At 57.9% G+C, this 22,927-nt stretch carries 20 protein-coding genes; 12 read left to right on the top strand and 8 right to left on the bottom strand.

Annotated elements, in window-relative coordinates; all coding sequences use genetic code 11:
* Positions 1–81: 81 nt before the first annotated feature.
* Both MO767_RS17865 and MO767_RS17860 read left to right on the top strand, forming a co-directional pair.
* Entirely contained in the window at positions 82–2,568 is a 2,487-nt protein-coding gene (locus tag MO767_RS17865; RefSeq protein WP_282481572.1) for a circularly permuted type 2 ATP-grasp protein, read from the top strand.
* The gene (locus tag MO767_RS17860; protein WP_282481571.1) at positions 2,568–3,467 is read left to right on the top strand and encodes a transglutaminase family protein; all 900 of its coding nucleotides are present in this window, start codon (positions 2,568–2,570) and stop codon (positions 3,465–3,467) included. The genes MO767_RS17865 and MO767_RS17860 overlap by 1 nt, the downstream gene beginning before the upstream one ends.
* Before the next feature lie 91 nt (positions 3,468–3,558).
* Here MO767_RS17860 and MO767_RS17855 read toward each other — a convergent pair whose 3' ends face one another.
* Both MO767_RS17855 and MO767_RS17850 read right to left on the bottom strand, forming a co-directional pair.
* Positions 3,559–3,750, bottom strand: a complete 192-nt coding sequence (locus MO767_RS17855; protein WP_018928487.1) for a hypothetical protein — start codon at positions 3,748–3,750, stop codon at positions 3,559–3,561.
* Positions 3,751–3,818: 68 nt separating this feature from the next.
* Positions 3,819–4,406, bottom strand: coding sequence for a TIGR00730 family Rossman fold protein (locus tag MO767_RS17850; RefSeq protein WP_282481570.1), 588 nt, complete (start codon positions 4,404–4,406; stop codon positions 3,819–3,821).
* 343 nt (positions 4,407–4,749) lie between these two features.
* On the opposite strand from MO767_RS17850, the gene azu reads away from it, so the two are divergent.
* Positions 4,750–5,196 (top strand): azurin, encoded by a 447-nt coding sequence (azu, locus tag MO767_RS17845; protein ID WP_282481569.1) that lies wholly within the window; start codon positions 4,750–4,752, stop codon positions 5,194–5,196.
* 66 nt (positions 5,197–5,262) lie between these two features.
* On the opposite strand, the gene nadE is transcribed toward azu, so the two are convergent.
* The 4 genes from nadE to MO767_RS17825 form a co-directional block, all read right to left on the bottom strand.
* On the bottom strand, positions 5,263–6,090 hold the full coding sequence (gene nadE, locus MO767_RS17840; protein WP_282481568.1) for an ammonia-dependent NAD(+) synthetase: 828 nt from the start codon (positions 6,088–6,090) through the stop codon (positions 5,263–5,265).
* 4 nt (positions 6,091–6,094) lie between these two features.
* Positions 6,095–7,330: a nicotinate phosphoribosyltransferase gene (pncB, locus tag MO767_RS17835; protein WP_123367628.1), complete on the bottom strand. Its 1,236-nt coding sequence runs from the start codon at positions 7,328–7,330 to the stop codon at positions 6,095–6,097.
* 417 nt (positions 7,331–7,747) lie between these two features.
* The gene (locus tag MO767_RS17830; RefSeq protein ID WP_134419863.1) at positions 7,748–8,005 is read right to left on the bottom strand and encodes a hypothetical protein; all 258 of its coding nucleotides are present in this window, start codon (positions 8,003–8,005) and stop codon (positions 7,748–7,750) included.
* A gap of 130 nt (positions 8,006–8,135) precedes the next feature.
* Positions 8,136–9,596, bottom strand: coding sequence for an alanine/glycine:cation symporter family protein (locus tag MO767_RS17825; protein WP_282481567.1), 1,461 nt, complete (start codon positions 9,594–9,596; stop codon positions 8,136–8,138).
* A 367-nt stretch (positions 9,597–9,963) separates the two neighbouring features.
* Between MO767_RS17825 and MO767_RS17820 the strand changes: the two genes are divergently transcribed.
* Entirely contained in the window at positions 9,964–10,590 is a 627-nt protein-coding gene (locus tag MO767_RS17820; protein WP_348134185.1) for an XRE family transcriptional regulator, read from the top strand.
* A 90-nt stretch (positions 10,591–10,680) separates the two neighbouring features.
* Here MO767_RS17820 and MO767_RS17815 read toward each other — a convergent pair whose 3' ends face one another.
* A complete protein-coding gene (locus MO767_RS17815) occupies positions 10,681–11,592 on the bottom strand; it encodes a LysR substrate-binding domain-containing protein (protein WP_282481565.1) in 912 nt (303 codons plus the stop codon).
* A 174-nt stretch (positions 11,593–11,766) separates the two neighbouring features.
* Here MO767_RS17815 and MO767_RS17810 point away from each other — a divergent pair, with 174 nt between their 5' ends.
* From MO767_RS17810 to MO767_RS17775, 8 genes are all read left to right on the top strand, one after another.
* Entirely contained in the window at positions 11,767–13,257 is a 1,491-nt protein-coding gene (locus MO767_RS17810) for an aldehyde dehydrogenase family protein (RefSeq protein ID WP_008153370.1), read from the top strand.
* A 93-nt stretch (positions 13,258–13,350) separates the two neighbouring features.
* Positions 13,351–14,634 carry an FAD-binding oxidoreductase gene (locus tag MO767_RS17805; RefSeq protein ID WP_282481564.1) on the top strand — a complete coding sequence of 428 codons (1,284 nt, stop codon included), beginning with the start codon at positions 13,351–13,353 and terminating at the stop codon, positions 14,632–14,634.
* Positions 14,635–14,998: 364 nt separating this feature from the next.
* Complete coding sequence (locus MO767_RS17800) at positions 14,999–16,132, top strand: branched-chain amino acid ABC transporter substrate-binding protein (protein WP_282481563.1); 1,134 nt, start codon at positions 14,999–15,001, stop codon at positions 16,130–16,132.
* 170 nt (positions 16,133–16,302) lie between these two features.
* Entirely contained in the window at positions 16,303–17,217 is a 915-nt protein-coding gene (locus MO767_RS17795) for a branched-chain amino acid ABC transporter permease LivH (RefSeq protein WP_282481562.1), read from the top strand.
* Between the two features lie 3 nt (positions 17,218–17,220).
* Positions 17,221–18,504 (top strand): high-affinity branched-chain amino acid ABC transporter permease LivM, encoded by a 1,284-nt coding sequence (gene livM, locus MO767_RS17790; RefSeq protein ID WP_282481561.1) that lies wholly within the window; start codon positions 17,221–17,223, stop codon positions 18,502–18,504.
* The gene (locus tag MO767_RS17785) at positions 18,501–19,376 is read left to right on the top strand and encodes an ATP-binding cassette domain-containing protein (protein ID WP_282481560.1); all 876 of its coding nucleotides are present in this window, start codon (positions 18,501–18,503) and stop codon (positions 19,374–19,376) included. The genes livM and MO767_RS17785 overlap by 4 nt, the downstream gene beginning before the upstream one ends.
* Entirely contained in the window at positions 19,373–20,089 is a 717-nt protein-coding gene (locus MO767_RS17780) for an ABC transporter ATP-binding protein (protein WP_149631975.1), read from the top strand. Before MO767_RS17785 ends, MO767_RS17780 begins: the two co-directional genes overlap by 4 nt.
* Positions 20,090–20,942: 853 nt before the next feature.
* Complete coding sequence (locus tag MO767_RS17775) at positions 20,943–21,713, top strand: SDR family oxidoreductase (protein WP_008153379.1); 771 nt, start codon at positions 20,943–20,945, stop codon at positions 21,711–21,713.
* A 48-nt stretch (positions 21,714–21,761) separates the two neighbouring features.
* On the opposite strand, the gene MO767_RS17770 is transcribed toward MO767_RS17775, so the two are convergent.
* Complete coding sequence (locus tag MO767_RS17770; protein ID WP_282481559.1) at positions 21,762–22,895, bottom strand: AGE family epimerase/isomerase; 1,134 nt, start codon at positions 22,893–22,895, stop codon at positions 21,762–21,764.
* Positions 22,896–22,927 lie beyond the last annotated feature (32 nt).

Raw genomic sequence — 22,927 nt, 5'->3', positions numbered from 1 at the left:
GCGACGCTCGGACTTTTCGTATATCCGGGCGTCATGAGCCTGCGTTAGTCTGACCGTTCTTTGCTGTCTGCCGAGCTTTCCATGCCTGACCTGCTTGACCGCTACCCGCTGACGGCGGGCACTTATCACGAACTGCTCGACGACAGCGGCGCGGTGCGCCCTCACTGGCGTCGGTTGTTCGACCAATTGCAACGCAGCACACCAACGCAATTGGTGCAGCGTCAGGCGCTGCTGACTCGGCAGATCCAGGAAAACGGCGTGACTTACAACGTCTATGCCGACCCCAAGGGTGCGGATCGGCCGTGGGAGCTCGATCTGTTGCCGCACGTGATTGCTGCGGATGAGTGGGCGCAGCTATCAGCCGGAATCGCCCAGCGGGCACGCTTGCTCAATGCGGTGCTGGCAGACTTGTACGGCCCGCAACGGTTGATCGCTGAGGGGCTGCTGCCTGCTGAACTGGTCTTCGGCCACAACAACTTCCTCTGGCCCTGTCAGGGCATCACGCCGCCCGACGGGGCTTTTCTGCATCTGTACGCAGTGGATCTGGCGCGTACACCTGACGGTCGCTGGTGGGTCACGGCGGATCGGACGCAAGCGCCATCCGGTGCCGGTTACGCCCTGGAAAACCGCACCATCGTGTCCCGGGCCTTTCCCGAGTTGTACCGCGATTTGAAAGTGCAGCATCTGGCCGGGTTCTTCCGCACTTTGCAGGAAACCCTGGCCCGTCAGGCGCCGAGTGATGATGACGCGCCGCTGATCGTGCTGCTCACACCGGGACGGTTCAACGAAAGCTATTTCGAACACCTCTATCTGGCGCGCCAGCTCGGTTATCCGCTGGTAGAGGGCGGCGACCTGACCGTCCGTGATGCCACGGTCTACCTGAAAACCTTGAGCGGACTGCGCCGGGTTCACGCGATCATGCGGCGGCTCGACGATGACTTCTGCGATCCTCTGGAACTGCGCACTGACTCGGCCCTTGGCGTGCCGGGGTTGCTGGAGGCGGTACGCCAAGGGCGAGTGCTGGTGGCCAACGCCCTCGGCAGCGGCGTGCTGGAGTCACCGGGATTGTTGGGCTTCCTGCCGAAGATCAATCAATTCCTGTTCGGCGAAGAACTGATCCTGCCCTCCATCGCAACCTGGTGGTGCGGTGAGGCTCCGGTGCTGGCTCAGGCTCTGGAAAAATTGCCGGAGTTGCTGATCAAACCGGCTTTCCCGTCACAGAGCTTCACACCGGTATTTGGTCGATATTTGAGTGAAAAACAGCGTCAGGCGTTGGCCGAGCGCATGCAGGCCCGGCCTTACGCCTATGTCGCGCAAGAATTGGCTCAGCTCTCTCAGGCCCCGATCTGGCAGGCTGAAGACGGTCATCTGCAACCTCGGGCCATTGGCATGCGAGTGTACGCAGTGGCCAGCCGTGAGGGTTATCGGGTTCTGCCTGGCGGCCTGACCCGAGTTGCTGCCGAGGCGGATGCCGAAGTGGTGTCGATGCAGCGCGGTGGCGCGAGCAAAGACACCTGGGTGTTGGGCGATCGCCCGCCGAGCGGTGAGCAATGGAAAACCCAGCGTGCGATCGGTGTGCACGACCTGGTTAGACGTGATCCGTACCTGCCGTCGCGGGTGGTGGAAAACCTGTTCTGGTTCGGCCGTTATTGCGAACGCTGTGATGACAGCGCGCGGCTGCTGCGAATCATGCTGGCGCGTTATGTCGATGGCGATGACCCGCAAGCCCTTGAGGCGGCGGTCGATCTGGGCGAACGGTTGATGTTGTTGCCCGATGAAGGCGAGTTGCCGGAGCGTTTGCTGGCGGCATTGCTCGGTGACGACTGGTCGTTCAGCCTGCGCTCCAACCTGCAGCGTTTGCAGTGGGCGGCCTCGCAGGTGCGCGGCAAGCTCTCGCGTGAAAACTGGCAAGCGCTGGTGGAGTTGCAGCGCGAAGCCATGGAACTGGAAGCCGAAGAGCCGGATTTCGGCGAATTGCTGGATTTCCTCAACCGTTTGGTGATGTCCCTGGCGGCGTTATCCGGTTTCGCCCTCGACGACATGACCCGGGACGAAGGCTGGCGCTTCCTGATGATCGGCCGTCGGATCGAACGCCTGCAATTTCTCAGCGCCAGCCTGGCGGCATTTCTGCGCGGGGCCGGTGCATTCGATCAGGCCGGACTGGAGTGGCTGCTGGAGCTGGGCAACAGCAGCATCACCTACCGTTCGCGGTATCTGGCAGTGGCGCAATTGATTCCGGTGCTTGACCTGTTGCTGCTCGACGAGCAGAACCCCCACGCCGTGCTGTTTCAGTTGAAATTGGTGACTCGTACTTTGAAACGCTTGAATGACGACTTCGGCGTGCCTCGCGAAGCGGGGTTGCCGCAGTTGGTGGAACGCTTGGCACAATTCGATCTGGGATGCCTGGAGAACTCGCTGTTCGGCGAAGCCAGCGTTCGGGCAGCCATTGAGGGGCTTGCCGACCTGTTGCAAGAAATCGCCGACGCCAGCGGGCAAGTGTCGGATCGTCTGGCCCTGCGTCATTTCGCCCACGTCGATGACGTCAGCCAGCGCACGGTGTCCGTCTGATGAGCGCTCATTACCAGATTCTCCACGACACCCATTATCACTACGACAGCCCGGTGTCCCTGGCTCAGCAGCTCGCGCACCTGTGGCCGCGTGCATGTGCCTGGCAGCGTTGCACCGAGCAGCAACTGCAGATCAGTCCCGATCCGACGACCCGCCGCGATGAACTGGATGTGTTCGGTAATCCGCTGACCCGGTTGGCGTTCGAGCGGCCGCATGATGAATTGCTGGTCAATGCCCGGCTCACCGTCGAAGTGCTGGCCCGGCCTGCGCTGGATTTCAATCAATCCACCGCGTGGGAAGAAACTTGCAACGCACTGACCTACAGCAGTCAGCCGCTTTCCCCCGAATTGCTGGAAGCGTGTCGTTACCGGTTCGAATCACCTTACGTGCATTTGAAGCGCAACTTCGTCGAGTTTTCCGAAAGTTGTTTTCCATCGGGTCGTCCGCTGCTGTTGGGTGTTCAGGCGCTGATGGAGAAGATCTTCAGCGAGTTCACCTTCGATGCCGAGGCGACCCAGGTGGCGACGCCGCTGGTGGAAGTGCTGGAGCGCCGGCGCGGTGTTTGTCAGGACTTCGCTCACCTGATGCTCGCCTGCGTACGCTCCCGTGGGTTGGCGGCGCGGTATATCAGTGGCTACCTGCTGACCCAGCCACCGCCGGGCCAGCCGCGACTGATCGGCGCCGATGCGTCACATGCCTGGGTTTCAGTGTTTTGCCCGCTGCTAGGTTGGGTGGATTTCGACCCGACCAACAACGTGCAGCCGGCGCTGGAACACATCACCTTGGCCTGGGGCCGGGATTTTTCCGATGTTTCGCCGTTGCGTGGGGTGATTCTTGGGGGAGGTAGTCATGATCCCGAGGTTCGGGTGACGGTGATGCCCTTGGATGAACATCGTTAGTGATTGCGGGGATTTGTGAGGGTCAGCAACATCGTGCTGACCCTGGACACAGATCCGGTGGGCCTGATCAGATCATCGGGCCCTGAGGGTCTCAGGCGTCGGGCGCCTGATCTTTCGGTGCTTCTACATCATCTTCTGCGGCCACTTCACCTTCTGCATCCGGGTTCAGTGCGGCGGCTTCTTCTTCAGCTGTAGCTTTCTTGCGCTGAAGCTTTTCCTCTTTCTTCTGCTCCTTGGCCAAGTCTCTCTGACGTTTGGCGAAGGAATAATTGGGTTTAGCCATGGGCGATCCTCTGGGGTCGAAGGTGAGGTTGAGCGGCGCGTATTCTGCCCTGTATCGATGCCCAGCCGTTAGCTGGGTTTTTGCTCGATCCACTTTGGCACCACTGTCGGCTGCCAGGCATCCAGTTCATCAAGCAGGATTTGCGGCGATTCGCTCACTTGCAGCATGTCACGGTGCGGTTCGCGAACGAAGCCTTCGCCGACGATATGATCGAGAAAAGACGTCAATTTGCTGTAGAAGCCGTTTACTTCCAGCAGTCCCAGCGGTTTGCCGTGGTAACCGAGCTGGCCCCAGGTCCAGACTTCGAAGAGTTCTTCCAGCGTGCCCAAGCCGCCGGGCAGGGCGATAAAGGCGTCACTGAGCTCGGCCATCCGCGCCTTGCGCGCATGCATGCCGTCGACCACTTCCAGACGAGTCAGGCCGCTGTGGCCGATTTCCTTGTCTTTAAGGCTTTGCGGGATGATCCCTATCACTTCACCGCCGGCCGCTAGCGCAGCATCGGCAACGATTCCCATCAGCCCGACGGCGCCGCCGCCATAGACCAGAGTCAGCTTACGCTCGGCCAATGCTCGCCCCAAGGCGACAGCCGCTTCACGATAAGCCGGGTTGGTGCCAGTGCTGGCACCGCAAAATACACAAACGGACGCTAAAGACATGCCTTACTCCATGGTCAGGATGGCCACAGAGTAAAGGCTGGCACGCGGCGTTCCAAGGTCTACACTTCGCGTTCAGGTGTTTCACAGGTTCCGCTGGCGCCACAGGCGTAGGCGGCGAGCAAACTGCGCAACAGGCTGTTAAGGGACATGACTGACGCTCCAGATGAGTGAGTACGACCTGATGATAGAGTCGCCCCAGGCGTCTGGCTGGTAGATTGTTTCGATAGGTGTCATAGCCCGAAAGTTGTATACAATTTGTGATTCAGGTCATAGGAACTTGCGAAGAATTCAGGCAATCTTCTGTCCATTAGCACTTTTGTTAACCCTGCCTTGGAGATTCACCATGTTTGCCAAACTTGTTGCAGTATCCCTGCTGACACTGGCCAGCAGCCAATTGATGGCTGCCGAGTGCAAGGTCACTGTCGACTCGACTGACCAGATGTCCTTCGATACCAAGGAAATCAGCATCGACAAGAGCTGCAAGACGTTCACCGTGGAGCTGAAACACTCCGGCAGCCTGCCGAAAAACGTCATGGGTCATAACTGGGTGCTGAGCAAAACAGCTGATATGCAGCCAATTGCCACCGATGGTCTGAGTGCAGGTATCGAGAAGAACTACCTGAAAGAAGGTGATGCCCGCATTATCGCGCATACCAAAATCATTGGTGCTGGCGAAACGGATTCGGTGACCTTCGACATCTCGAAACTGGCTGCAGGCGAAAGCTACGGCTTCTTCTGCTCGTTCCCGGGCCACATTTCGATGATGAAAGGTACCGTTACCCTGAAGTAATTGAATCGAACGCATAAAAAAAGCGTCCCACTTGGGACGCTTTTTTATGCCTGATCGTTCAGCTGATCAAGGCGCAAACGGCATCACTCGCTTGTGATGAGTCTTTTTATACGTGTCACAAATGATCTTGAACGCTTCCTCACGCACTGGTTCGCCGTGCAGGAACGCGTCGATTTCGGCATAGGTCACGCCGTGGGACGCTTCATCCGGCTTGCCGGGCGACAGGTCTTCAAGGTCGGCCGTGGGGATTTTTTCCACCAACGACTCCGGCGCGCCGAAGCTGCGGGCGATGTCCCGGACCTGGTTTTTCACCAGGCCGCTCAGTGGCGCCAGGTCGCACGCACCATCACCGAACTTGGTGAAGAAACCCATCACCGCTTCCGCCGCGTGGTCGGTACCGATCACCAGGCCATGGGCCGCCCCGGCGATGGTGTATTGGGCGACCATGCGCATCCGCGCCTTGGTGTTGCCGAGCACGAAATCCACCGAGACTGCATGCTTGCCTTCAAAGGCCGCTACTTCATTGGCCAGGGCTTTGACCGCCGGGCCGATGTTCACGGTGTGGCGCTCGTCCGGGGCGATGAAGTCCACCGAAGCCTGGGCGTCGTGTTCGTCGAACTGGGTTTCGTACGGCAGGCGCACAGCGATGAACTTGTAGCTGTTGTCGCCGGTGCGTGTGCGCAGTTCGCGCATGGCACGCTGGGCCAGCAGGCCGGCGGTCAGGGAGTCGACGCCGCCGCTGATGCCGAGTACCAGGGTCTTGAGCCCGGAATTGACCAGGCAGTCCTGGATAAAGGTAATCCGCCGGGCGACTTCAGCCTCGAGGGCGGCCTGGTCGGCGAACGGCGGCTGGACCTTGAGCTGTTCAGCAATCTCACGCTGTTCGGCTTGCATGAATTCACTCCTTGCTAGATGTGCTTGATGTGCTGGAAAGGGCGGCAGGTACTTTGAAAACGTGTCGCAAATAGGCGACGAAATTCGGGTCTTTGCAGTGAGTCTTGCCAGGCTCATCGGAGATCTTTGCCACCGGCTGGCCGTTGCAGGCGGCCATTTTAAGCACGATGCTCATCGGTTCAACACCCGGAATATCGCACGTCAGGTTGGTGCCGATACCAAAGCTGACATTGATCCGACCGCGCAACGCCCGAAAAATCTCCAGGGACTTGGGCAGCGTCAGGCTGTCGGAGAACACCAGCGTCTTGCTCATCGGGTCGATGCCGAGCTTGTGGTAATGGGCAATAGCCTTTTCTGCCCAGAGCACCGGATCACCGGAATCATGGCGCAGGCCGTCAAACAGCTTGGCGAAGTACAGATCGAAATCATTGAGGAAGGCATCGGTGGTGATGCAGTCGGTGAGGGCGATCCCCAACAGGCCGCGGTACTCGCGGACCCAGCAATCGAGGGCGGCAATCTGACTGTCGATCAGCCGGGGGCCGAGTTGCTGATGGGCCATGATCCATTCGTGGGCCATGGTGCCCAACGGCTTCATGTCCAGCTCCCGTGAAAGGTGCACGTTGCTGGTGCCGACAAAACGACCGGGGAAATCGTGCTTGAGCACGTTCACCACTTCCTCCTGCACGCGGTACGAGAAGCGACGGCGAGTGCCGAAATCGGCGACCTGCAATTCGGACAATTCCTCCGCGCTGGCGTTGGCGGTGAGCCAGTCGAACTTGCGGTAGAGCTGCTCGCGCGCCTGTTCCAGGACGACTTCACGGTAGCGATAGCGGTTGCGCACTTCGCTGACGATGGACAGCAGCGGCACTTCGAACAGGATCACGTGCAGCCATGGCCCGCGCAGGCGGATGAACAGCTCGCCGTTTTCGATACCGGTGTGGACGTAGCGCAGATTGAAGCGGAACAACCCGAGAAAGCGCAGGAAATCCGGCTTCATGAAGCTGATGCGCTCCATGAAACTCAATTGATCGGCGCTCAGGCTCAACTCGGCAAGGCGCTCGATCTGGAAGCGGATTTCAGCCAGGTACGGGCGCAAATCTTCACTGTTACGGCAACGAAACTCCCATTCGACTTCCACATTCGGGTAGTTGTGCAGCACCGCCTGCATCATCGTCAGTTTGTAGAAGTCGGTGTCGAGCAGGTTCTGCACGATGCGATCGCCAAACACGCTCTCGCTCATAACGGGGTTCTCCAGGCTGGCCACGGCCCGTGGCGGCGACGTTGCAGCTGTTTCAATGAATGGGGCTAGTGGCGCATATCAGTGGCCCGGTTTGCCAGCCTTTTTTGCAGTAGCATCGATTTCTGGCGGATTTCATGGGCTGTCGAAGGCTGCGATCTATTCGGGAGCATCGTAATGCCTTCCGTTCACTTGGAACAAAAATTGGAGAGTGGCAGCCCTCGACAGCACTTGTTTGAACAATTCGGAGGGGGCTCAACTATCGGGGTAGCGTCAACCGCGGCTTGGACGACCAACGCAAGGCTTTCCCAGCTTCTTAAATACCCATCAAGGTGCGAGTAACTAGGGATAAGGCCGGTTTCAATTGCTTTTCTCATTGCAGCCTTAAGCATTTCATTAGTTGCAGGGGTATCCATGATCTCACTCCGCCTTTAAGGTGATTTGTTCCAGTGTGTCGACACCATCCTGCAGTAATACATAAGCCGGAAGTATTAGCCGGTATAGATCAATGTCAGCGGTATGCTTTATGGTTACTGATGTGAGTGTTTCTAAAAGACTGGTGGCGGTTCGAATCCTGAAGCAGGCATTTTCAAAGAGGTGATTTGGGGTTATGTGTGTATCTATACAAAGCACCGGAACTTCGGAAGTGTTGGATTTAAGAGGGCGATAACGATTCATTAACAATCTCCTTAAGAGTTTTTAATCGTGTTTGAATAGTGAGATCTATTGTTTGTAGATAGCCAATAATTGTTGCTAAGTTTCGCTGCTGAGCCGTTGCGGGTTCGCAATGGCTCAGAGTTTTTTTCATTTATGCCGATTGCGGATATGTGCAGTTACGAGAAAGGTGGGCAGGATGCTTTAACGTGTTCTGGTCATTCTCTATCGCCGGCCAAGCCCTAAAATCGAGATCCAGATCCTTGAACTTGCTGGAGTCGAACACTGGATTCTTGACTCCTGCGCGACGTTGCTCGTCATAGTCGTTCAAGATGCGCATGCCAATGTTAAACAGTAAGGCCATGGCTATAAGGTTGACGAAGGCAAGAAGTGTCATGGTGATGTCGGCAAATGCGAGTACGGTGGAAAGGTCTTCAATCGAGCCCCAGAACACCAGCGCCAATACCAGTGCGCGGTAGATGAGCAAGGTTTTTCGGGGCTCACCGAACATGAACCGCAAGCTGTTTTCGCCCAAATAGTAGTTATAGAGCATTGCGGTAAATACAAATAATGTCAGCGCCACGCTAATAAACATTCGACCCCACTCGCCAACGATGGCTGCCAGCGAGTTTTGTGCAAGCGCAATGCCGTCGCCTTCGAAACCGGGTGTATAGAAACCGGATAACAGGATGACCAATGCTGTGCAGGTGCAGATGACGAAGGTATCGATAAAAACACTCAGTGCTTGCACCACGCCTTGGCTTATCGGATGTTCGACTTTGGCCACCGAAGCAACGTTGGGGGCGCTGCCCAGGCCCGCTTCATTGGAAAATACACCGCGCCTCACACCCATGATTATTGCAGTGCCAAGTAGTCCGCCGAACGCTTGATCCAGGCCGAAAGCGCTCTTGACGATAGTCATTAACATCGAGGGCACCTGCTCCGATTGCAGGACAATTACATAGAGCGTGACCCCGATGTAGGCGAGAACTTTAAGCGGTACCAGCAGGTCGGCGACAGCTGCTATTCGTTTGATCCCACCTACAAATACAGCAGCCAGCATCACCGACAATGCCAACCCCGACCAAGTGGTCGAAATGTCGAAAGCATCCTTAAGCGAGTGCGATACGGCATGAGCTTCCAGGCCATTGATTGCAAAACCGAAGGTCACCAATAGCAGGAGGGCGGCAATTATCCCTAGCCATCGTTTACCCAGACCATGCTGGATGTACCAGGATGGACCACCACGATAAAGGCCGTTTCCGTCGCTGCGTTTGTAGAGTTGTCCAAGGGCGCATTCGAAAAAACTGCTCGACATGCCCAGGAGCGCGGTCATCCACATCCAGAACACGGCCCCTGGCCCGCCCATGCTCACGGCGATGCCGACACCAACGATGTTGCCCGTCCCGACTCGACCTGCGAGGCTGAGGGTTAACGCCTGTAACGAGCTCAGATGATGATTGCCTGTGCGCCAACTGCCGCGCAATACCGATAGCATGTGAAAAAAATACCTGAACTGGACAAATCTTGATCGGATGGTGAAGTAGCCTCCCAAACCGAGGACCAATGGAATAAGGATTTTTCCGGAGAGAAAGTCATTAATGACTTCAAGCATTGAGTGCTCCCTGCTGTTTTTAGAGTAGTGGCGAATTGTTCGGCTTTTGTTGGCTGTCTTGAGAAAGCCTCAAGGCTCGTAATATCCGGTTATCGTATCGCTGAGTGCAATTTCGCGACTTGCTTAAAAATGATGCGAGTTGCTGCTATGTTTGAGCCTTCTAGCACTATTGTGATGAGCTGATATGCGTGAATTTTTTCCGAATAACTTAAGACAGCTATGCAGCCACTACCGATCTATCGCGGAGGTTTGTAGGAGACTTCGTATTAATCGAGGGCAGTTTAATAAGTACTTGAGTGGGAATAGTCTTCCGACACCGTTTAACCTTAAACGGATCTGTGATTTTTTTGGGGTTGAAGAGTACGAGATGTATTTGCCGACGGAGCAATTCATCACGCTCATTGGCGTTAAATCCAAGAAAATCAAACCCTCGGACGAGATGGCAGCGCCTCAGCGCATGCTTGATCACCTGCGCAGACAGTCTTCGTCGCAGCTCAAGGCTTATTGTGGTTATTACTACGAGTACTACTACGCGATGACAGAGCCAGGTTGCATTCTGTGTTCATTGGTGCACATAAGGGAGGAGGGCCAACATTTCGTGTATGAACGAAATGAGCGGATACAGATTGGTGGGGCAGAGGGGACATTTGAGCGATATCGATACGTTGGGGTTGCCTACTATCTACAGGATCGCTTGTTCCTGCTCGACTATGAGTCGCTGACGTCCAACGAGATCAGTCAGACCATTCTTATTCCAAACTACAAAAGCCGGATTATTCGACTCAATGGCTTGAAGATGGGTGTTTCAGCGGCCGACCATCGCACTCCGGCATGTTCGCGGGTGGTTTGGGAGTATTTGGGGCGAGAGATCAATCGAGTCAATGCGTATCGCAAGGTGCGGCTGTACAGAATGGATGATCCCTCCATCGATGAGGACCTGCGCGGACGCCTCGCTCAAACCAAAATCGTCGAGGGCCTCTTTGGTATTGCGTGACGCCACTATGAGCCTGACAACCCGGGTTGTTGGCTCATAGGGTCGACCCAATGGGGGCAAGCCCCCTCGCCACAGGTGTTGTGTCAGGTCTCAATTCTGCGGCGCATCCGGGCTGTCGATCTGCTCCAACATCCACTTCACAAAATCCCGCACCTTCGGCACTTCCGCCGAATGCTCCGGATACGCCAGGTAATAGGCATCGGTGCTGGGCTGCGCATGCTGCCAGGGTATGACCAGTTTGCCGTCGGCCAATTCCTCTTCCACCAGAAACCGCGGCAACAGCGCCACACCGCAGCCGACCTGGGCTGCGCGGATGCACATATAAAAGGTTTCGAAACGCGGGCCGTGGTAGCTGTGTTCGGTGTGGTAGCCCTGACTGTCGAACCAGTCGTGCCAGGCCTGGGGCCGGGAGGCGTTTTGCAGCAGGACCAGGTCGGTGAGTTGCGTAGGATCGGTGACCGGCGTGTCCGGCAGGCTGCCCGGTGCGCAGACCGGCACCAGCTCTTCGCCGAACAGCTTCAGGCATTCAGTGCCGGGGCGTGAGCCCTGGCCGAAGTAGAACGCCAGGTCGCTGCGACCTTGCAGCAGATCGTCGGCTTCCTGCTCGCTGCACAGGTCCAGATGGATCGAGGGATGGCGCAGGCGCCACCCCTTCAAGCGTGGCACTAGCCAGCGCGCGCCGAAGGTCGGAGGCGTCGAGACGCGCAGGACTTCGGTTTCACCGCCGTAGGAGCGCAGGTAGTGGGTCGACATCTCGACCTGCGTGAGGATTTTTCGTACCTCCACCAGGTACAAGTCACCGGCCGGGGTCATTTGCAGGCGTCGGCGCACCCGGCGGAACAACAGGTGCTGCAGCAATTCTTCCAGTTGCGCGACCTGTTTACTGACCGCGCTCTGGGTCAGGTTCAGTTCTTCAGCCGCCCGGGTGAAGTTCAAATGCCGGGTCACGGCCTCAAAGCACTGCAGCGCGGTGATCGACGGCAAGTAGCGTTTATTCAGCATGGGTTGTCCTTTTTCTTGTTTCTTTCTTACCAGCAATTCGCAGCATGAATAAACGGAATGATATCTCTCTTAAAGGTCGTTTGTTGGGTAACGTCGGGAGCGCTAAAACTACAGGCCTCACGAGCCGAATTAATCCGGCTGCACGTTTTCTGTTTTTCGCTTGAGGAGTGACCCATGGTTGCCGCATTGCTTGATCGTCTTGGTGTTAACCCGGCCCTGTACCAGAACGGCAAAGTGCCGGTGCATTCGCCGATCGATGGCAGCCAGATCGCCGCCGTGAACTGGGAAGGCGCCGCTGAAGTCGAGCAGCACATCAGTCGTGCAGATCATGCGTTCGAACTCTGGCGCAAGGTCCCGGCTCCGCGCCGTGGCGAACTGGTCCGCCAGTTGGGCGATATTCTGCGTGAATACAAGGCCGACCTTGGCGAGCTGGTGTCCTGGGAAGCCGGCAAGATCACTCAGGAAGGCCTGGGTGAAGTTCAGGAAATGATCGACATCTGCGATTTCGCCGTCGGCCTGTCCCGTCAGTTGTACGGTTTGACCATCGCTTCCGAGCGTCCTGGCCACCACATGCGCGAAACCTGGCACCCGCTGGGCGTCGTTGGCGTCATCAGCGCGTTCAACTTCCCGGTTGCGGTCTGGGCCTGGAACACCGCGCTGGCATTGGTCTGCGGCAACCCGGTGATCTGGAAGCCATCGGAGAAAACCCCGCTGACGGCCCTGGCCTGCCAGGCGCTGTTCGACCGCGTACTGAAGAACTTCAGCGACGCGCCACCGCACCTGAGCCAAGTCATCATTGGCGGTCGCGATGCCGGCGAAGCCTTGGTCGATGACCCGCGTGTCGCGCTGATCAGCGCCACCGGCAGCACCCGCATGGGCCGCGAAGTAGCACCGAAAATCGCCGCACGTTTCGCTCGCAGCATTCTGGAGCTGGGCGGTAACAACGCAATGATCCTCGGCCCAAGCGCCGACCTGGACATGGCCGTACGAGCCATCCTGTTCAGCGCCGTCGGCACTGCCGGTCAGCGTTGCACCACCCTGCGTCGCCTGATTGCCCACGAATCGGTGAAAGAAGAAATCGTCACCCGTCTGAAAGCCGCTTACTCCAAAGTGCGCATTGGCAATCCACTGGAAGGCAACCTGATCGGTCCGCTGATCGACAAGCACAGTTTCGAAAACATGCAGGACGCGCTTGAGCAGGCCTTGAGCGAAGGCGGCCGGGTGTTCGGCGGCAAGCGCCAACTGGAAGATAAATTCCCTAACGCTTATTACGTCTCGCCGGCCATTGTTGAAATGCCGGAGCAGAGCGATGTGGTTTGCCATGAAACCTTCGCGCCGATTCTGTACGTGGTCGGTTACAAGGATTTCGACGAAGCCCTGCGCCTGAACAACGCCGTGCCACAAGGCCTGTCCTCGTGCATCTTCACCACTGACGTACGTGAAGCCGAGCAGTTCATGTCGGCGGTGGGCAGTGACTGCGGCATCGCCAACGTCAACATCGGCCCGAGCGGCGCGGAAATCGGCGGGGCGTTTGGCGGTGAGAAAGAAACGGGTGGCGGTCGTGAATCCGGTTCCGATGCATGGCGCGGCTACATGCGCCGTCAGACCAACACCGTGAACTATTCGCTGGAGTTGCCGCTGGCTCAAGGGATTACCTTCGACTAAATTTCGAGTCGAACGGTGATCCCCCTGTGGGAGCGAGCAAGCTCGCTCCCACAATGAATGGTGTGTTGGTTAGGTTTCTGTTGGAGTCTGGCAATGCCGTTACGCGAAGAGTGTCTGTGGGAAAAACTGACGCCGCAAAGGCCTGACAACGCGGCGCTCAAGGGCGAAGTAAAGGTCGATGTCTGCGTCATCGGCGCCGGTTTCACCGGTCTGTCGGCGGCGGTGCATCTGCTGGAAAAAGGCAAAAGCGTCTGTGTACTGGAAGCCCATCGCGCCGGTCATGGCGGATCGGGGCGCAACGTCGGGCTGGTCAATGCCGGGATGTGGATTCCACCGGACGAGATCGAGGCCGGTTTCGGCGAGGCGGTCGGCAGTCAGCTGAATCGCATGCTCGGTGCAGCGCCGTCCCTGGTGTTCAGCCTTGTGGATAAGTACAACATCGATTGCCAGTTACGCCGTGAAGGCACGTTGCACATGGCGCACAACGCGCGTGGCGAAGCGGACTTGCGCAGTCGTGAAGAACAATGGAAACGTCGCGGTGCGCCGGTGGAACTGCTGACTGGTCAAGCCTGCGAACAAGCGACGGGTACCAAAAAGATTGCCGCTGCGCTGCTCGATCGACGTGCCGGCACGATCAACCCAATGGCTTACACGACGGGGCTGGCCAAAGCGGCCACCGGTCTCGGCGGCCAGTTGTTCGATCATTCCCCGGTGACCCGACTCGAACGTCAGGGCCAGCGCTGGTCGGTACAGACCGCTCAGGGTTCGGTGCTTGCCGAGCAAGTCGTGATTGCCTCTAACGCCTACACCGAAGGCGACTGGACGGAATTGCGGCGCAACTTCTTCCCTGGTTATTACTATCAAGTGGCGTCGGTCCCGCTGACCGAAGAGGCTGCGCAGCAAATTCTCCCGGGTGGCCAGGGTTCCTGGGACACCCGCCAGGTCCTCAGCAGTGTTCGTCGCGATAAGGACGGCCGTCTGCTGCTCGGCAGTCTCGGTAATGGCAATCAGAAGCCGACCTGGTTCCTTAAAGCCTGGGCCGACCGGGTTCAGCAGCACTATTTTCCTTATCTCAAACCGGTTGAATGGGAGTGCACCTGGACCGGTTGCATCGCCTTCACTCCCGATCATTTGATGCGTTTGTTCGAGCCGGCGCCCGGTTTGGTGGCAGTCACCGGTTACAACGGTCGGGGCGTCACTACTGGCACTGTCGTCGGCAAAGCCTTTGCCGATTATCTGTGTAACGGAAATCCTCAAGCGCTGCCGATTCCCTTTGCGCCCATGCAGCCATTGGCGGGTGTGGGGTTGCGCAGCTGTTTATACGAGGCTGGATTCTCGCTGTATCACGCAGGCCAGTGCCTGCGAATCGTTATTTGATTGTTGAAAGTTGTTGCTGAAAGCGGCGCTTTTTCGCGCAGCGACTAGCCTGTAAAAGGTGCGGGTTGTAGCAGTCCCGCACCAGCAGTGTGCACTTCGGTGACGCACGTTGTTACAGGCTGGTTGCACGTCGTTTGGCGCTGCGGTTGCAATGATGGCGCGCTCGGGTTGCGCCTTTAAAAATAAATGGTTTCACCTTCAGCGGTTTAGACGGTTGCACGCCCAATGAAAATGGGATCAAAACAGTCGAAATAACAATAAAGCAGCGACTTTTTTCAGAATAAAAAACCGATGGCACGGCCCTTGCTCTGAGCATTCAGGAAGTCGCAGTGCCAACTAAAAAAAACCCATGGAGCACCACCTCATGTCCCAGACGTTTTACAAGAAAGGCTTTCTGGCCCTCGCAGTGGCAACTGCGTTGGGTGTTTCAGCGTTTGCACAGGCTGATGTGAAAATCGGTGTGGCGGGGCCGATGACAGGCGCCAACGCAGCATTTGGCGAGCAGTACATGAAGGGTGCACAGGCTGCGGCCGATGCAATCAACGCAACGGGCGGCGTAAACGGGGAAAAAATCGTACTGGTCAAGGGCGATGACGCCTGCGAACCGAAGCAGGCTGTGACGGTCGCCAAGGACCTGACCAACCAGAAAGTTGCTGGCGTAGTCGGTCACTTCTGTTCCTCCTCGACTATCCCGGCTTCGGAGATCTACGACGAAGCGGGCATCATTGCAATCACTCCAGGCTCTACCAACCCACAGGTTACCGAGCGCGGCCTGAGCGCCATGTTCCGTATGTGCGGTCGTGACGATCAGCAAGGCATCGTCGCTGGCGACTACATCGTCGACGTGCTCAAGGGCAAAAAAGTTGCCGTGCTGCACGACAAAGACACCTACGGCCAAGGCCTGGCCGATGCCACCAAGGCTCAACTGGTCAAGCGCGGCGTAACGCCGGTGCTGTACGAAGGCCTGACCCGCGGCGAGAAAGACTTCAGCGCCGTGGTGACCAAGATCCGTGCGGCCGGTGCCGACGTGGTCTACTTCGGTGGCTTGCACCCGGAAGCCGGTCCACTGGTTCGCCAACTGCGTGAACAGGGCCTTAAAGACATCAAGTTCATGTCCGATGACGGCATCGTGACCGACGAACTGGTGACCACCGCCGGTGGCCCGCAGAACGTTGACGGTGTGTACATGACTTTCGGCGCCGACCCGCGTCTGTTGCCAGACAGCAAGACGGTAGTGGATGAGTTCCGCAAAAAAGGCACCGAGCCTGAAGGCTATACCTTGTACGCCTACGCGTCGGTCCAGGCCCTGGCTGCAGCTTTCAACGGCGCCAAGTCCAACAGCGGCGAAAAAGCAGCCGAGTGGCTGAAGAAAAACCCGGTCAAAACCGTCATGGGCGAAAAGACCTGGGACAGCAAGGGTGACCTGAAAGTCTCCGACTACGTGGTTTACCAGTGGGACAAGGACGGTAAATACCACCAACTGGAAAAACAGAAGTGATATGAACTGCTGATTGCCCGGCGCCTGGTGCGCCGGGCCATCAATCAACATGTCCGTGCAGTACCTGTCTTTTCTCGTAGAGCTGCACACAACCGTGTTGCGCCGGCGGCTGAACCCCGGTCCGTTGCAACTCGCTTCTGTGCAGTCTCTCAAATGCGTGAGATTGCGTTATGGATGGTATTTTCCTGCAGCAACTGGTCAACGGCCTGACCCTCGGGTCGGTCTATGGCCTGATCGCCATCGGCTACACAATGGTCTATGGCATCATCGGCATGATCAACTTCGCCCACGGCGAGGTTTACATGATTTCCGCTTACCTCGCGGCAATCAGTCTGGCTCTGCTGGCTTACTTCGGTATTGAATCCTTCCCCCTGCTGATGCTCGGCACACTGGTCTTCACCATCATCGTCACGGCGGTGTATGGCTGGGTCATCGAGCGCGTCGCCTATAAACCGTTGCGCAACTCCACACGACTGGCACCACTGATCAGCGCCATCGGTATTTCGCTGATCCTGCAAAACTATGCACAGATCGCCCAAGGCGCTCGTCAGCAAGGCGTGCCCACACTGCTAACCGGTGCATTGCGAGTTGAAGTCGGGAGCGGCTTCGTACAGCTCACCTACACCAAGATCTTCATTCTGATCGCTGCGTTTGCCGGGATGGCCCTGCTGACCTACGTCATCAAGTACACCAAGCTCGGCCGCATGTGCCGCGCCACCCAGCAAGACCGCAAGATGGCCTCGATCCTGGGGATCAACACCGACCGGGTGATTTCTTACGTGTTCATCATCGGTGCAGCGATGGCGGCCTTGGCCGGCGTTCTGATCACCATGAACTACGGCACGTTCGACTTCTACGCCGGGTTTGTCATCGGCATCAAGGCGTTCACTGCTGCGGTACTCGGCGGGATCGGCTCGCTGCCTGGCGCCATGCTTGGCGGGATTATTCTGGGGATCTCCGAATCACTGTTCTCAGGTCTGGTGAACTCGGACTACAAAGACGTTTTCAGCTTCTCGCTGCTCGTTCTTGTTCTGGTCTTTCGGCCTCAAGGCCTGCTCGGCCGTCCTCTTGTGTCGAAGGTATAAGCGATGTCTTCAACCACTAAAAAAACCATTGATCTCAAAAAAAGCCTGGTTGACGCGATTCTTGCCGGCCTCGTGGCCCTGATTGTGTTCGGCCCGATTGTCGGCGTGGTCCTCGACGGCTACGGCTTCAACCTGGAAACCACCCGGGTGGCGTGGATTGTCGCCATCGTCATGGCCGGCCGCTTTGCCTTGAGCCTGTTCCTGCAAACCCCCAAGGGCCTGAGAATTCTCGAAGGCTTTGAAACCACTGGCTCCGGGGTTCATGTACTGCCGCCTGATTACAAATCCCGGTTGCGCTGGATCGTGCCGCTGGTGATTGTCATCGCCGTGGTGTTCCCGTTCTTCTCCAACTCTTACCTGCTGGGCGTGGTCATCCTCGGGCTGATCTATGTGCTGCTGGGCCTGGGGCTAAACATTGTGGTCGGCCTGGCCGGTCTGCTCGACCTGGGTTACGTGGCGTTCTACGCCATCGGTGCCTACGGTTTGGCGCTCGGTTATCAATACCTCGGTCTGGGCTTCTGGACGGTGCTGCCGTTGGCGGCGATCACTGCAGGCCTTGCCGGTTGCATCCTCGGTTTCCCGGTGCTGCGCCTGCACGGTGACTATCTGGCGATCGTGACCCTGGGCTTTGGTGAAATCATCCGGTTGATCCTCAATAACTGGCTGTCCCTGACCGGCGGCCCGAATGGCATGGCTGCTCCTTTGCCAACCTTCTTCGGCATCGAGTTTGGCAAAAGGGCGAAAGAAGGCGGGGTGCCGTTCCACGAGTTCTTCGGCATCGCCTACAACCCGGATGTGAAGTATTACTTCATTTATGCGGTGTTGTTTCTGGTGGTATTGGCTGTGCTGTACATCAAGCACCGCCTGACTCGCATGCCGGTCGGTCGCGCCTGGGAAGCGTTGCGTGAAGATGAAATCGCTTGCCGCTCCATGGGCCTGAACCATGTTTTGGTGAAGCTCTCGGCGTTCACCATCGGTGCATCGACGGCCGGTCTGGCCGGTGTGTTCTTTGCCACCTATCAAGGTTTCGTCAACCCGACCTCGTTCACCTTCTTCGAATCGGCATTGATCCTCGCCATCGTGGTACTCGGCGGCATGGGCTCGACTATCGGCGTGGTGATTGCGGCGTTCGTGCTGACCGTCGCCCCGGAACTGCTGCGGGGATTCGCGGAGTACCGCGTGCTGCTGTTTGGCGTCCTGATGGTGTTGATGATGATCTGGCGACCGCGCGGCTTGATTCGGATCAGCCGTACCGGTGTGACCCCGCGTAAAGGAGTAGCGCCATGAGCGAAGTCGTACTCTCGGTCGAGAAGCTGATGATGCACTTCGGCGGCATCAAGGCGTTGAACGATGTCAGCCTGAAGGTCAAACGCAACTCGATTTTCGCCCTGATCGGCCCCAATGGCGCCGGCAAGACCACCGTGTTCAACTGCCTGACCGGGTTCTACAAGGCCTCGGGCGGCAAGATCGAACTCAATGTGCGTGGCGAGAAAACCAATGTCATCCAGTTGTTGGGTGAGTCGTTCAAACCGGTCGATTTCGTCTCGCCGAAATCCTTCGCCACGCGGTTGTTTTACAAAATGTTCGGCGGCACCCACCTGGTGAACCGTGCCGGCCTGGCGCGGACGTTCCAGAACATTCGCCTGTTCAAGGAAATGTCTGTGCTGGAAAACCTGCTGGTGGCCCAACACATGTGGGTCAACCGCAACATGCTGGCCGGCATCCTCAACACCAAGGGCTATCGCAAGGCCGAAAGCGATGCGCTGGACCACGCGTTCTACTGGCTGGAAGTGGTGGACCTGGTGGACTGCGCCAACCGGCTGGCCGGCGAGCTGTCCTATGGTCAGCAACGCCGTCTGGAAATCGCCCGGGCCATGTGCACCCGGCCGCAGATCATCTGCCTCGACGAACCGGCCGCCGGCCTCAACCCTCAGGAAACCGAAGCGCTGAGCGCGATGATCCGGCTGCTGCGCGACGAGCACGATCTGACCGTGGTACTGATCGAACACGACATGGGCATGGTAATGAGCATTTCCGACCACATTGTGGTGCTGGACCACGGCATCGTCATCGCCGAGGGCGGGCCTGATGCCATTCGTAACGATCCGAAAGTGATTGCGGCTTACCTGGGCGCTGATGAAGAGGAAGTGGTGCTATGAGTCAACCCATCCTCGAACTCAAGGAGCTGGACGTGTTTTACGGGCCGATCCAGGCCCTGAAAAAAGTCTCGCTGCACATCAATGAAGGTGAGACCGTCAGCTTGATCGGCTCCAACGGCGCCGGTAAATCGACCCTGCTGATGTCGATTTTCGGTCAGCCGCGGGCGGCGGACGGGCAGATCATCTATCAGGGTGTGGATATCACCCATAAGTCGTCCCACTATATCGCCTCTAACGGCATCGCCCAATCGCCGGAAGGCCGGCGGGTGTTCCCTGACATGACCGTCGAGGAAAACCTGCTGATGGGCACCATTCCTATCGGTGACAAGTACGCCAAGGAAGACATGCAGCGCATGTTCGAGTTGTTCCCGCGACTCGAAGAGCGGCGCACCCAGCGGGCCATGACCATGTCCGGCGGCGAGCAGCAAATGCTTGCCATCGCACGTGCGCTGATGAGCCGGCCGAAACTGCTGTTGCTTGACGAGCCAAGCCTGGGTCTGGCGCCGATTGTGGTGAAACAGATCTTCGCGACTCTGCGGGAGCTGGCCAAAACCGGCATGACCATCTTCCTGGTGGAGCAGAACGCCAACCACGCCCTCAAACTGTCGGACCGGGCGTACGTGATGGTCAACGGCGAGATCCGCCTCACGGGCACTGGCAAGGAACTGCTGGTTAACGAGGAAGTGCGTAACGCCTATCTCGGCGGTCACTGAGTTCTGTTGAAGTACCCGAAGCCTCGACGAGCAATCGCCGGGGCTTTTTTGCACCTCCAAAACACCACTAATCCCTGTGGGAGCGAGCTTGCTCCGGGCGGCGTTCCGACGATGACGGCAAGACAGTCACTATTGAGGTGAATGACCCACCGCTATCGCGAGCAAGCTCGCTCCCACAGGTGACTGTGGAGCTTTCGGCAAATTGTGGAAAACAAATTTGCCAAGCTCTTAAAGCGCAACATAAAGCCGCTGCAAATAGTTGTTTTGTCACGGTTTTGACTTGTCCCCGTTTGCTGTGGAGCTGGCTGTGAATAACGTGGGAGTAGCTGGCTGAAAGCCTTTTAAACCGTGGCTTTCAGAGTTGTGGTTGTTTTTTGATCAGGCGTTTTTGCGGGACCGCGAGCGGGCTTTGTCAACCTTTTTGTTGGTGACGAAAGCAGGGTGAAATTGGGTGGAGCTGCCTGTGGATAAGTCTGTGGTTAAACTCTGGAAAGACTCGGCTGAAGGCCGTAGTTACTGGCTTGGCGCCATCGTCGGTATGACCGGTCAATCGTGCAAAATGCCATGGGCTACACAGCCGGCGTTCCAGGGTCAAGCAAAAAAATTTCCAATTTGCCCGCAAAGCCTTGTGCACAGCGGCTTACAGCTTTTGCACTTGCCCCCGGAAACTGTGGACCGGCCTGTGGATAAGGTGCGCGCACATGGCTGAAAGCCACGGCAGGTAAGGCGTGGCAACGTTTGATCGTTTTTTGTACAGCTCGTAAGGTAGTTGCCGCTGTGGGCAAGGCCGGGCATGCTGCCTGCTGATTTTCTATTCCAGTGGCTGTCGATCAGCCGAAGCAAGGAGAACACGATGTCCAACACCCTGTTTATTACCGGCGCGACCTCCGGTTTTGGTGAAGCCTGCGCCCGTCGTTTTGCCGAAGCCGGCTGGAAACTGGTGCTGACCGGCCGTCGTGAAGAGCGCCTCAATGCGCTGTGCGCCGAGTTGTCGAAGCAGACCGAGGTCCATGGCCTGGTGCTCGACGTGCGTGATCGCAAGGCCATGGAGGAAGCGATTGCCAACCTGCCGCCGTCCTTCGCCAAGCTGCGCGGGCTGATCAACAATGCCGGGCTGGCCCTGGGCGTTGACCCTGCGCCCAAGTGCGACCTCGACGATTGGGACACCATGGTCGACACCAACATCAAAGGCCTGATGTACAGCACTCGCCTGTTGTTGCCCCGCCTGATCGCTCACGGTCGCGGCGCCGGCATCGTCAACCTTGGCTCCATCGCCGGTAACTACCCGTACCCGGGCAGCCATGTGTATGGCGCGAGCAAGGCGTTCGTCAAACAGTTCTCCCTGAACTTGCGCTGCGACCTGCAAGGTACAGGCGTGCGGGTGAGCAATATCGAGCCGGGCCTGTGCGAAAGCGAGTTTTCACTGGTGCGTTTCGCTGGTGATCAGGAGCGTTACAACGCGACTTACGCCGGTGCCGAGCCGATCCAGCCGCAAGACATTGCCGACACCATTTTCTGGGTGCTCAATGCCCCGGCGCACATCAACATCAACAGCCTGGAGCTGATGCCGGTGAGTCAGACGTGGAGCGGGTTTGCAATTGAGCGTAATGGTGGCAAGGCGTAAGACCGCGTAACGGCCATCGCGAGCTTGCTCGCGATAGCTATCTGTCCGTCAGCGAAGATACTCGGCCAGTCCGCGATAGCAGGTTGCCAAGTGATAAGGCGTGGTCGACGGCATGTCCCGGCGGGTCACGTCACCGTTCTCATCACGACACTCATACCAGCCACCCGTATGCAGGGAGTGCTGCTGCAACGCCTGCAATTGTCGCAGCACCGCGGCCTCGCTGTCTGGGCGCAAGGTCAGGGCACGCAGGTATTCGGCCTGCGCCCAGATTCGCTGCGTAGCGTCCCGAGGTGGGCCGTTCGGTTCCAGATCGAGCATGGCCCGCACGGCGCCGGTCTGTTGATCGACACCCAGTTGTTCGGTGAATGCAAAGGCGCGTTCCAGAGAAGCGTGGAGTGTCGAACCGCGCAGCAACGAAGACGATTCCAGCAGGAAATACCACTCGAACTGGTGCCCCGGTTCAAACCAGTTATCCAAAGCTCCCAGCGGTTTCTCCATCAACACACCGTGTTGCGGGTCGATAAAACGCTTCTGCATCGCTGTGCATAACTCGACGAGCGCGTCTTGCACGGCGGCGTCGTTGCGCACCGACAGCGTGGCGAGGAAGGCTTCGGCCAAGTGCATCAGGGGATTTTGCAGCGGACCGGATTTGAGCGAGGACCAGTCACGGTCGAGGCTGGCTTCGTACAGGCCGTCGCCTGTCGCAAAGCGCTGCGCTACCACTTCCAGTGCGGCGTTGAGCACCGATTCCACCCGCGGCTCGCGGACTTTGTCCCAGTAATGGGCGCAGGCGAACAGAATGAAAGCGTGGGTGTAGAGGTCTTTGCGCTGATCCAGCGGTGCGCCCTGCGGATCGACGCTATAGAACCAGCCGCCATGCTCGGCATCATGGAAATGCTGCTGCAAGGAACGGAACAGCGCTGCGGCGCGCTCTTCCGCGGCCGGGACCTGGCCGATCAGGCTGGAAAACAGGTAGAGCTGCCGCGCGCAGGCCATGGCCCGGTAGCGTTGGGGCGTCAGCGGTTGATGCCCGGCGTCCAGCGCCTCATAGGGCAGCGCCATGTCGGCATTCCAGCCGGGACCTTGCCAGAGCGGCACGATCACGTCCTGGAAATGCTGTTGTACCGAGGCAAACAGAGTGGTCAATTCAGGCTGGGAGGCGGAGCGGGAAACAGGCGGCATTGGCTGGCGTCGTCACGGCAGGGTTGATTGCG

This window comes from Pseudomonas sp. UYIF39, assembly GCF_029963765.1.
In the GTDB taxonomy this organism is placed as follows: Bacteria; Pseudomonadota; Gammaproteobacteria; order Pseudomonadales; family Pseudomonadaceae; genus Aquipseudomonas.
Note: the sequence above shows the minus strand (reverse complement) of the source record. Positions and strands in the feature narration are given on the sequence as shown.

Coding starts and splice junctions, on each gene's coding strand:
- MO767_RS17850 (WP_282481570.1), bottom strand. CDS start 4,406: ATGTCTTTAGCGTCCGTTTGTGTATTTTGCGGTGCCAGCACTGGCACC.
- MO767_RS17815 (WP_282481565.1), bottom strand. CDS start 11,592: ATGCTGAATAAACGCTACTTGCCGTCGATCACCGCGCTGCAGTGCTTT.
- MO767_RS17820 (WP_348134185.1), top strand. CDS start 9,964: ATGTATTTGCCGACGGAGCAATTCATCACGCTCATTGGCGTTAAATCC.
- MO767_RS17785 (WP_282481560.1), top strand. CDS start 18,501: ATGAGCGAAGTCGTACTCTCGGTCGAGAAGCTGATGATGCACTTCGGC.
- azu (WP_282481569.1), top strand. CDS start 4,750: ATGTTTGCCAAACTTGTTGCAGTATCCCTGCTGACACTGGCCAGCAGC.
- MO767_RS17800 (WP_282481563.1), top strand. CDS start 14,999: ATGTCCCAGACGTTTTACAAGAAAGGCTTTCTGGCCCTCGCAGTGGCA.
- MO767_RS17810 (WP_008153370.1), top strand. CDS start 11,767: ATGGTTGCCGCATTGCTTGATCGTCTTGGTGTTAACCCGGCCCTGTAC.
- MO767_RS17770 (WP_282481559.1), bottom strand. CDS start 22,895: ATGCCGCCTGTTTCCCGCTCCGCCTCCCAGCCTGAATTGACCACTCTG.
- MO767_RS17830 (WP_134419863.1), bottom strand. CDS start 8,005: ATGAATCGTTATCGCCCTCTTAAATCCAACACTTCCGAAGTTCCGGTG.
- MO767_RS17855 (WP_018928487.1), bottom strand. CDS start 3,750: ATGGCTAAACCCAATTATTCCTTCGCCAAACGTCAGAGAGACTTGGCC.
- MO767_RS17775 (WP_008153379.1), top strand. CDS start 20,943: ATGTCCAACACCCTGTTTATTACCGGCGCGACCTCCGGTTTTGGTGAA.
- livM (WP_282481561.1), top strand. CDS start 17,221: ATGTCTTCAACCACTAAAAAAACCATTGATCTCAAAAAAAGCCTGGTT.
- MO767_RS17805 (WP_282481564.1), top strand. CDS start 13,351: ATGCCGTTACGCGAAGAGTGTCTGTGGGAAAAACTGACGCCGCAAAGG.
- pncB (WP_123367628.1), bottom strand. CDS start 7,330: ATGAGCGAGAGCGTGTTTGGCGATCGCATCGTGCAGAACCTGCTCGAC.
- MO767_RS17865 (WP_282481572.1), top strand. CDS start 82: ATGCCTGACCTGCTTGACCGCTACCCGCTGACGGCGGGCACTTATCAC.
- MO767_RS17780 (WP_149631975.1), top strand. CDS start 19,373: ATGAGTCAACCCATCCTCGAACTCAAGGAGCTGGACGTGTTTTACGGG.
- MO767_RS17860 (WP_282481571.1), top strand. CDS start 2,568: ATGAGCGCTCATTACCAGATTCTCCACGACACCCATTATCACTACGAC.
- MO767_RS17825 (WP_282481567.1), bottom strand. CDS start 9,596: ATGCTTGAAGTCATTAATGACTTTCTCTCCGGAAAAATCCTTATTCCA.
- MO767_RS17795 (WP_282481562.1), top strand. CDS start 16,303: ATGGATGGTATTTTCCTGCAGCAACTGGTCAACGGCCTGACCCTCGGG.
- nadE (WP_282481568.1), bottom strand. CDS start 6,090: ATGCAAGCCGAACAGCGTGAGATTGCTGAACAGCTCAAGGTCCAGCCG.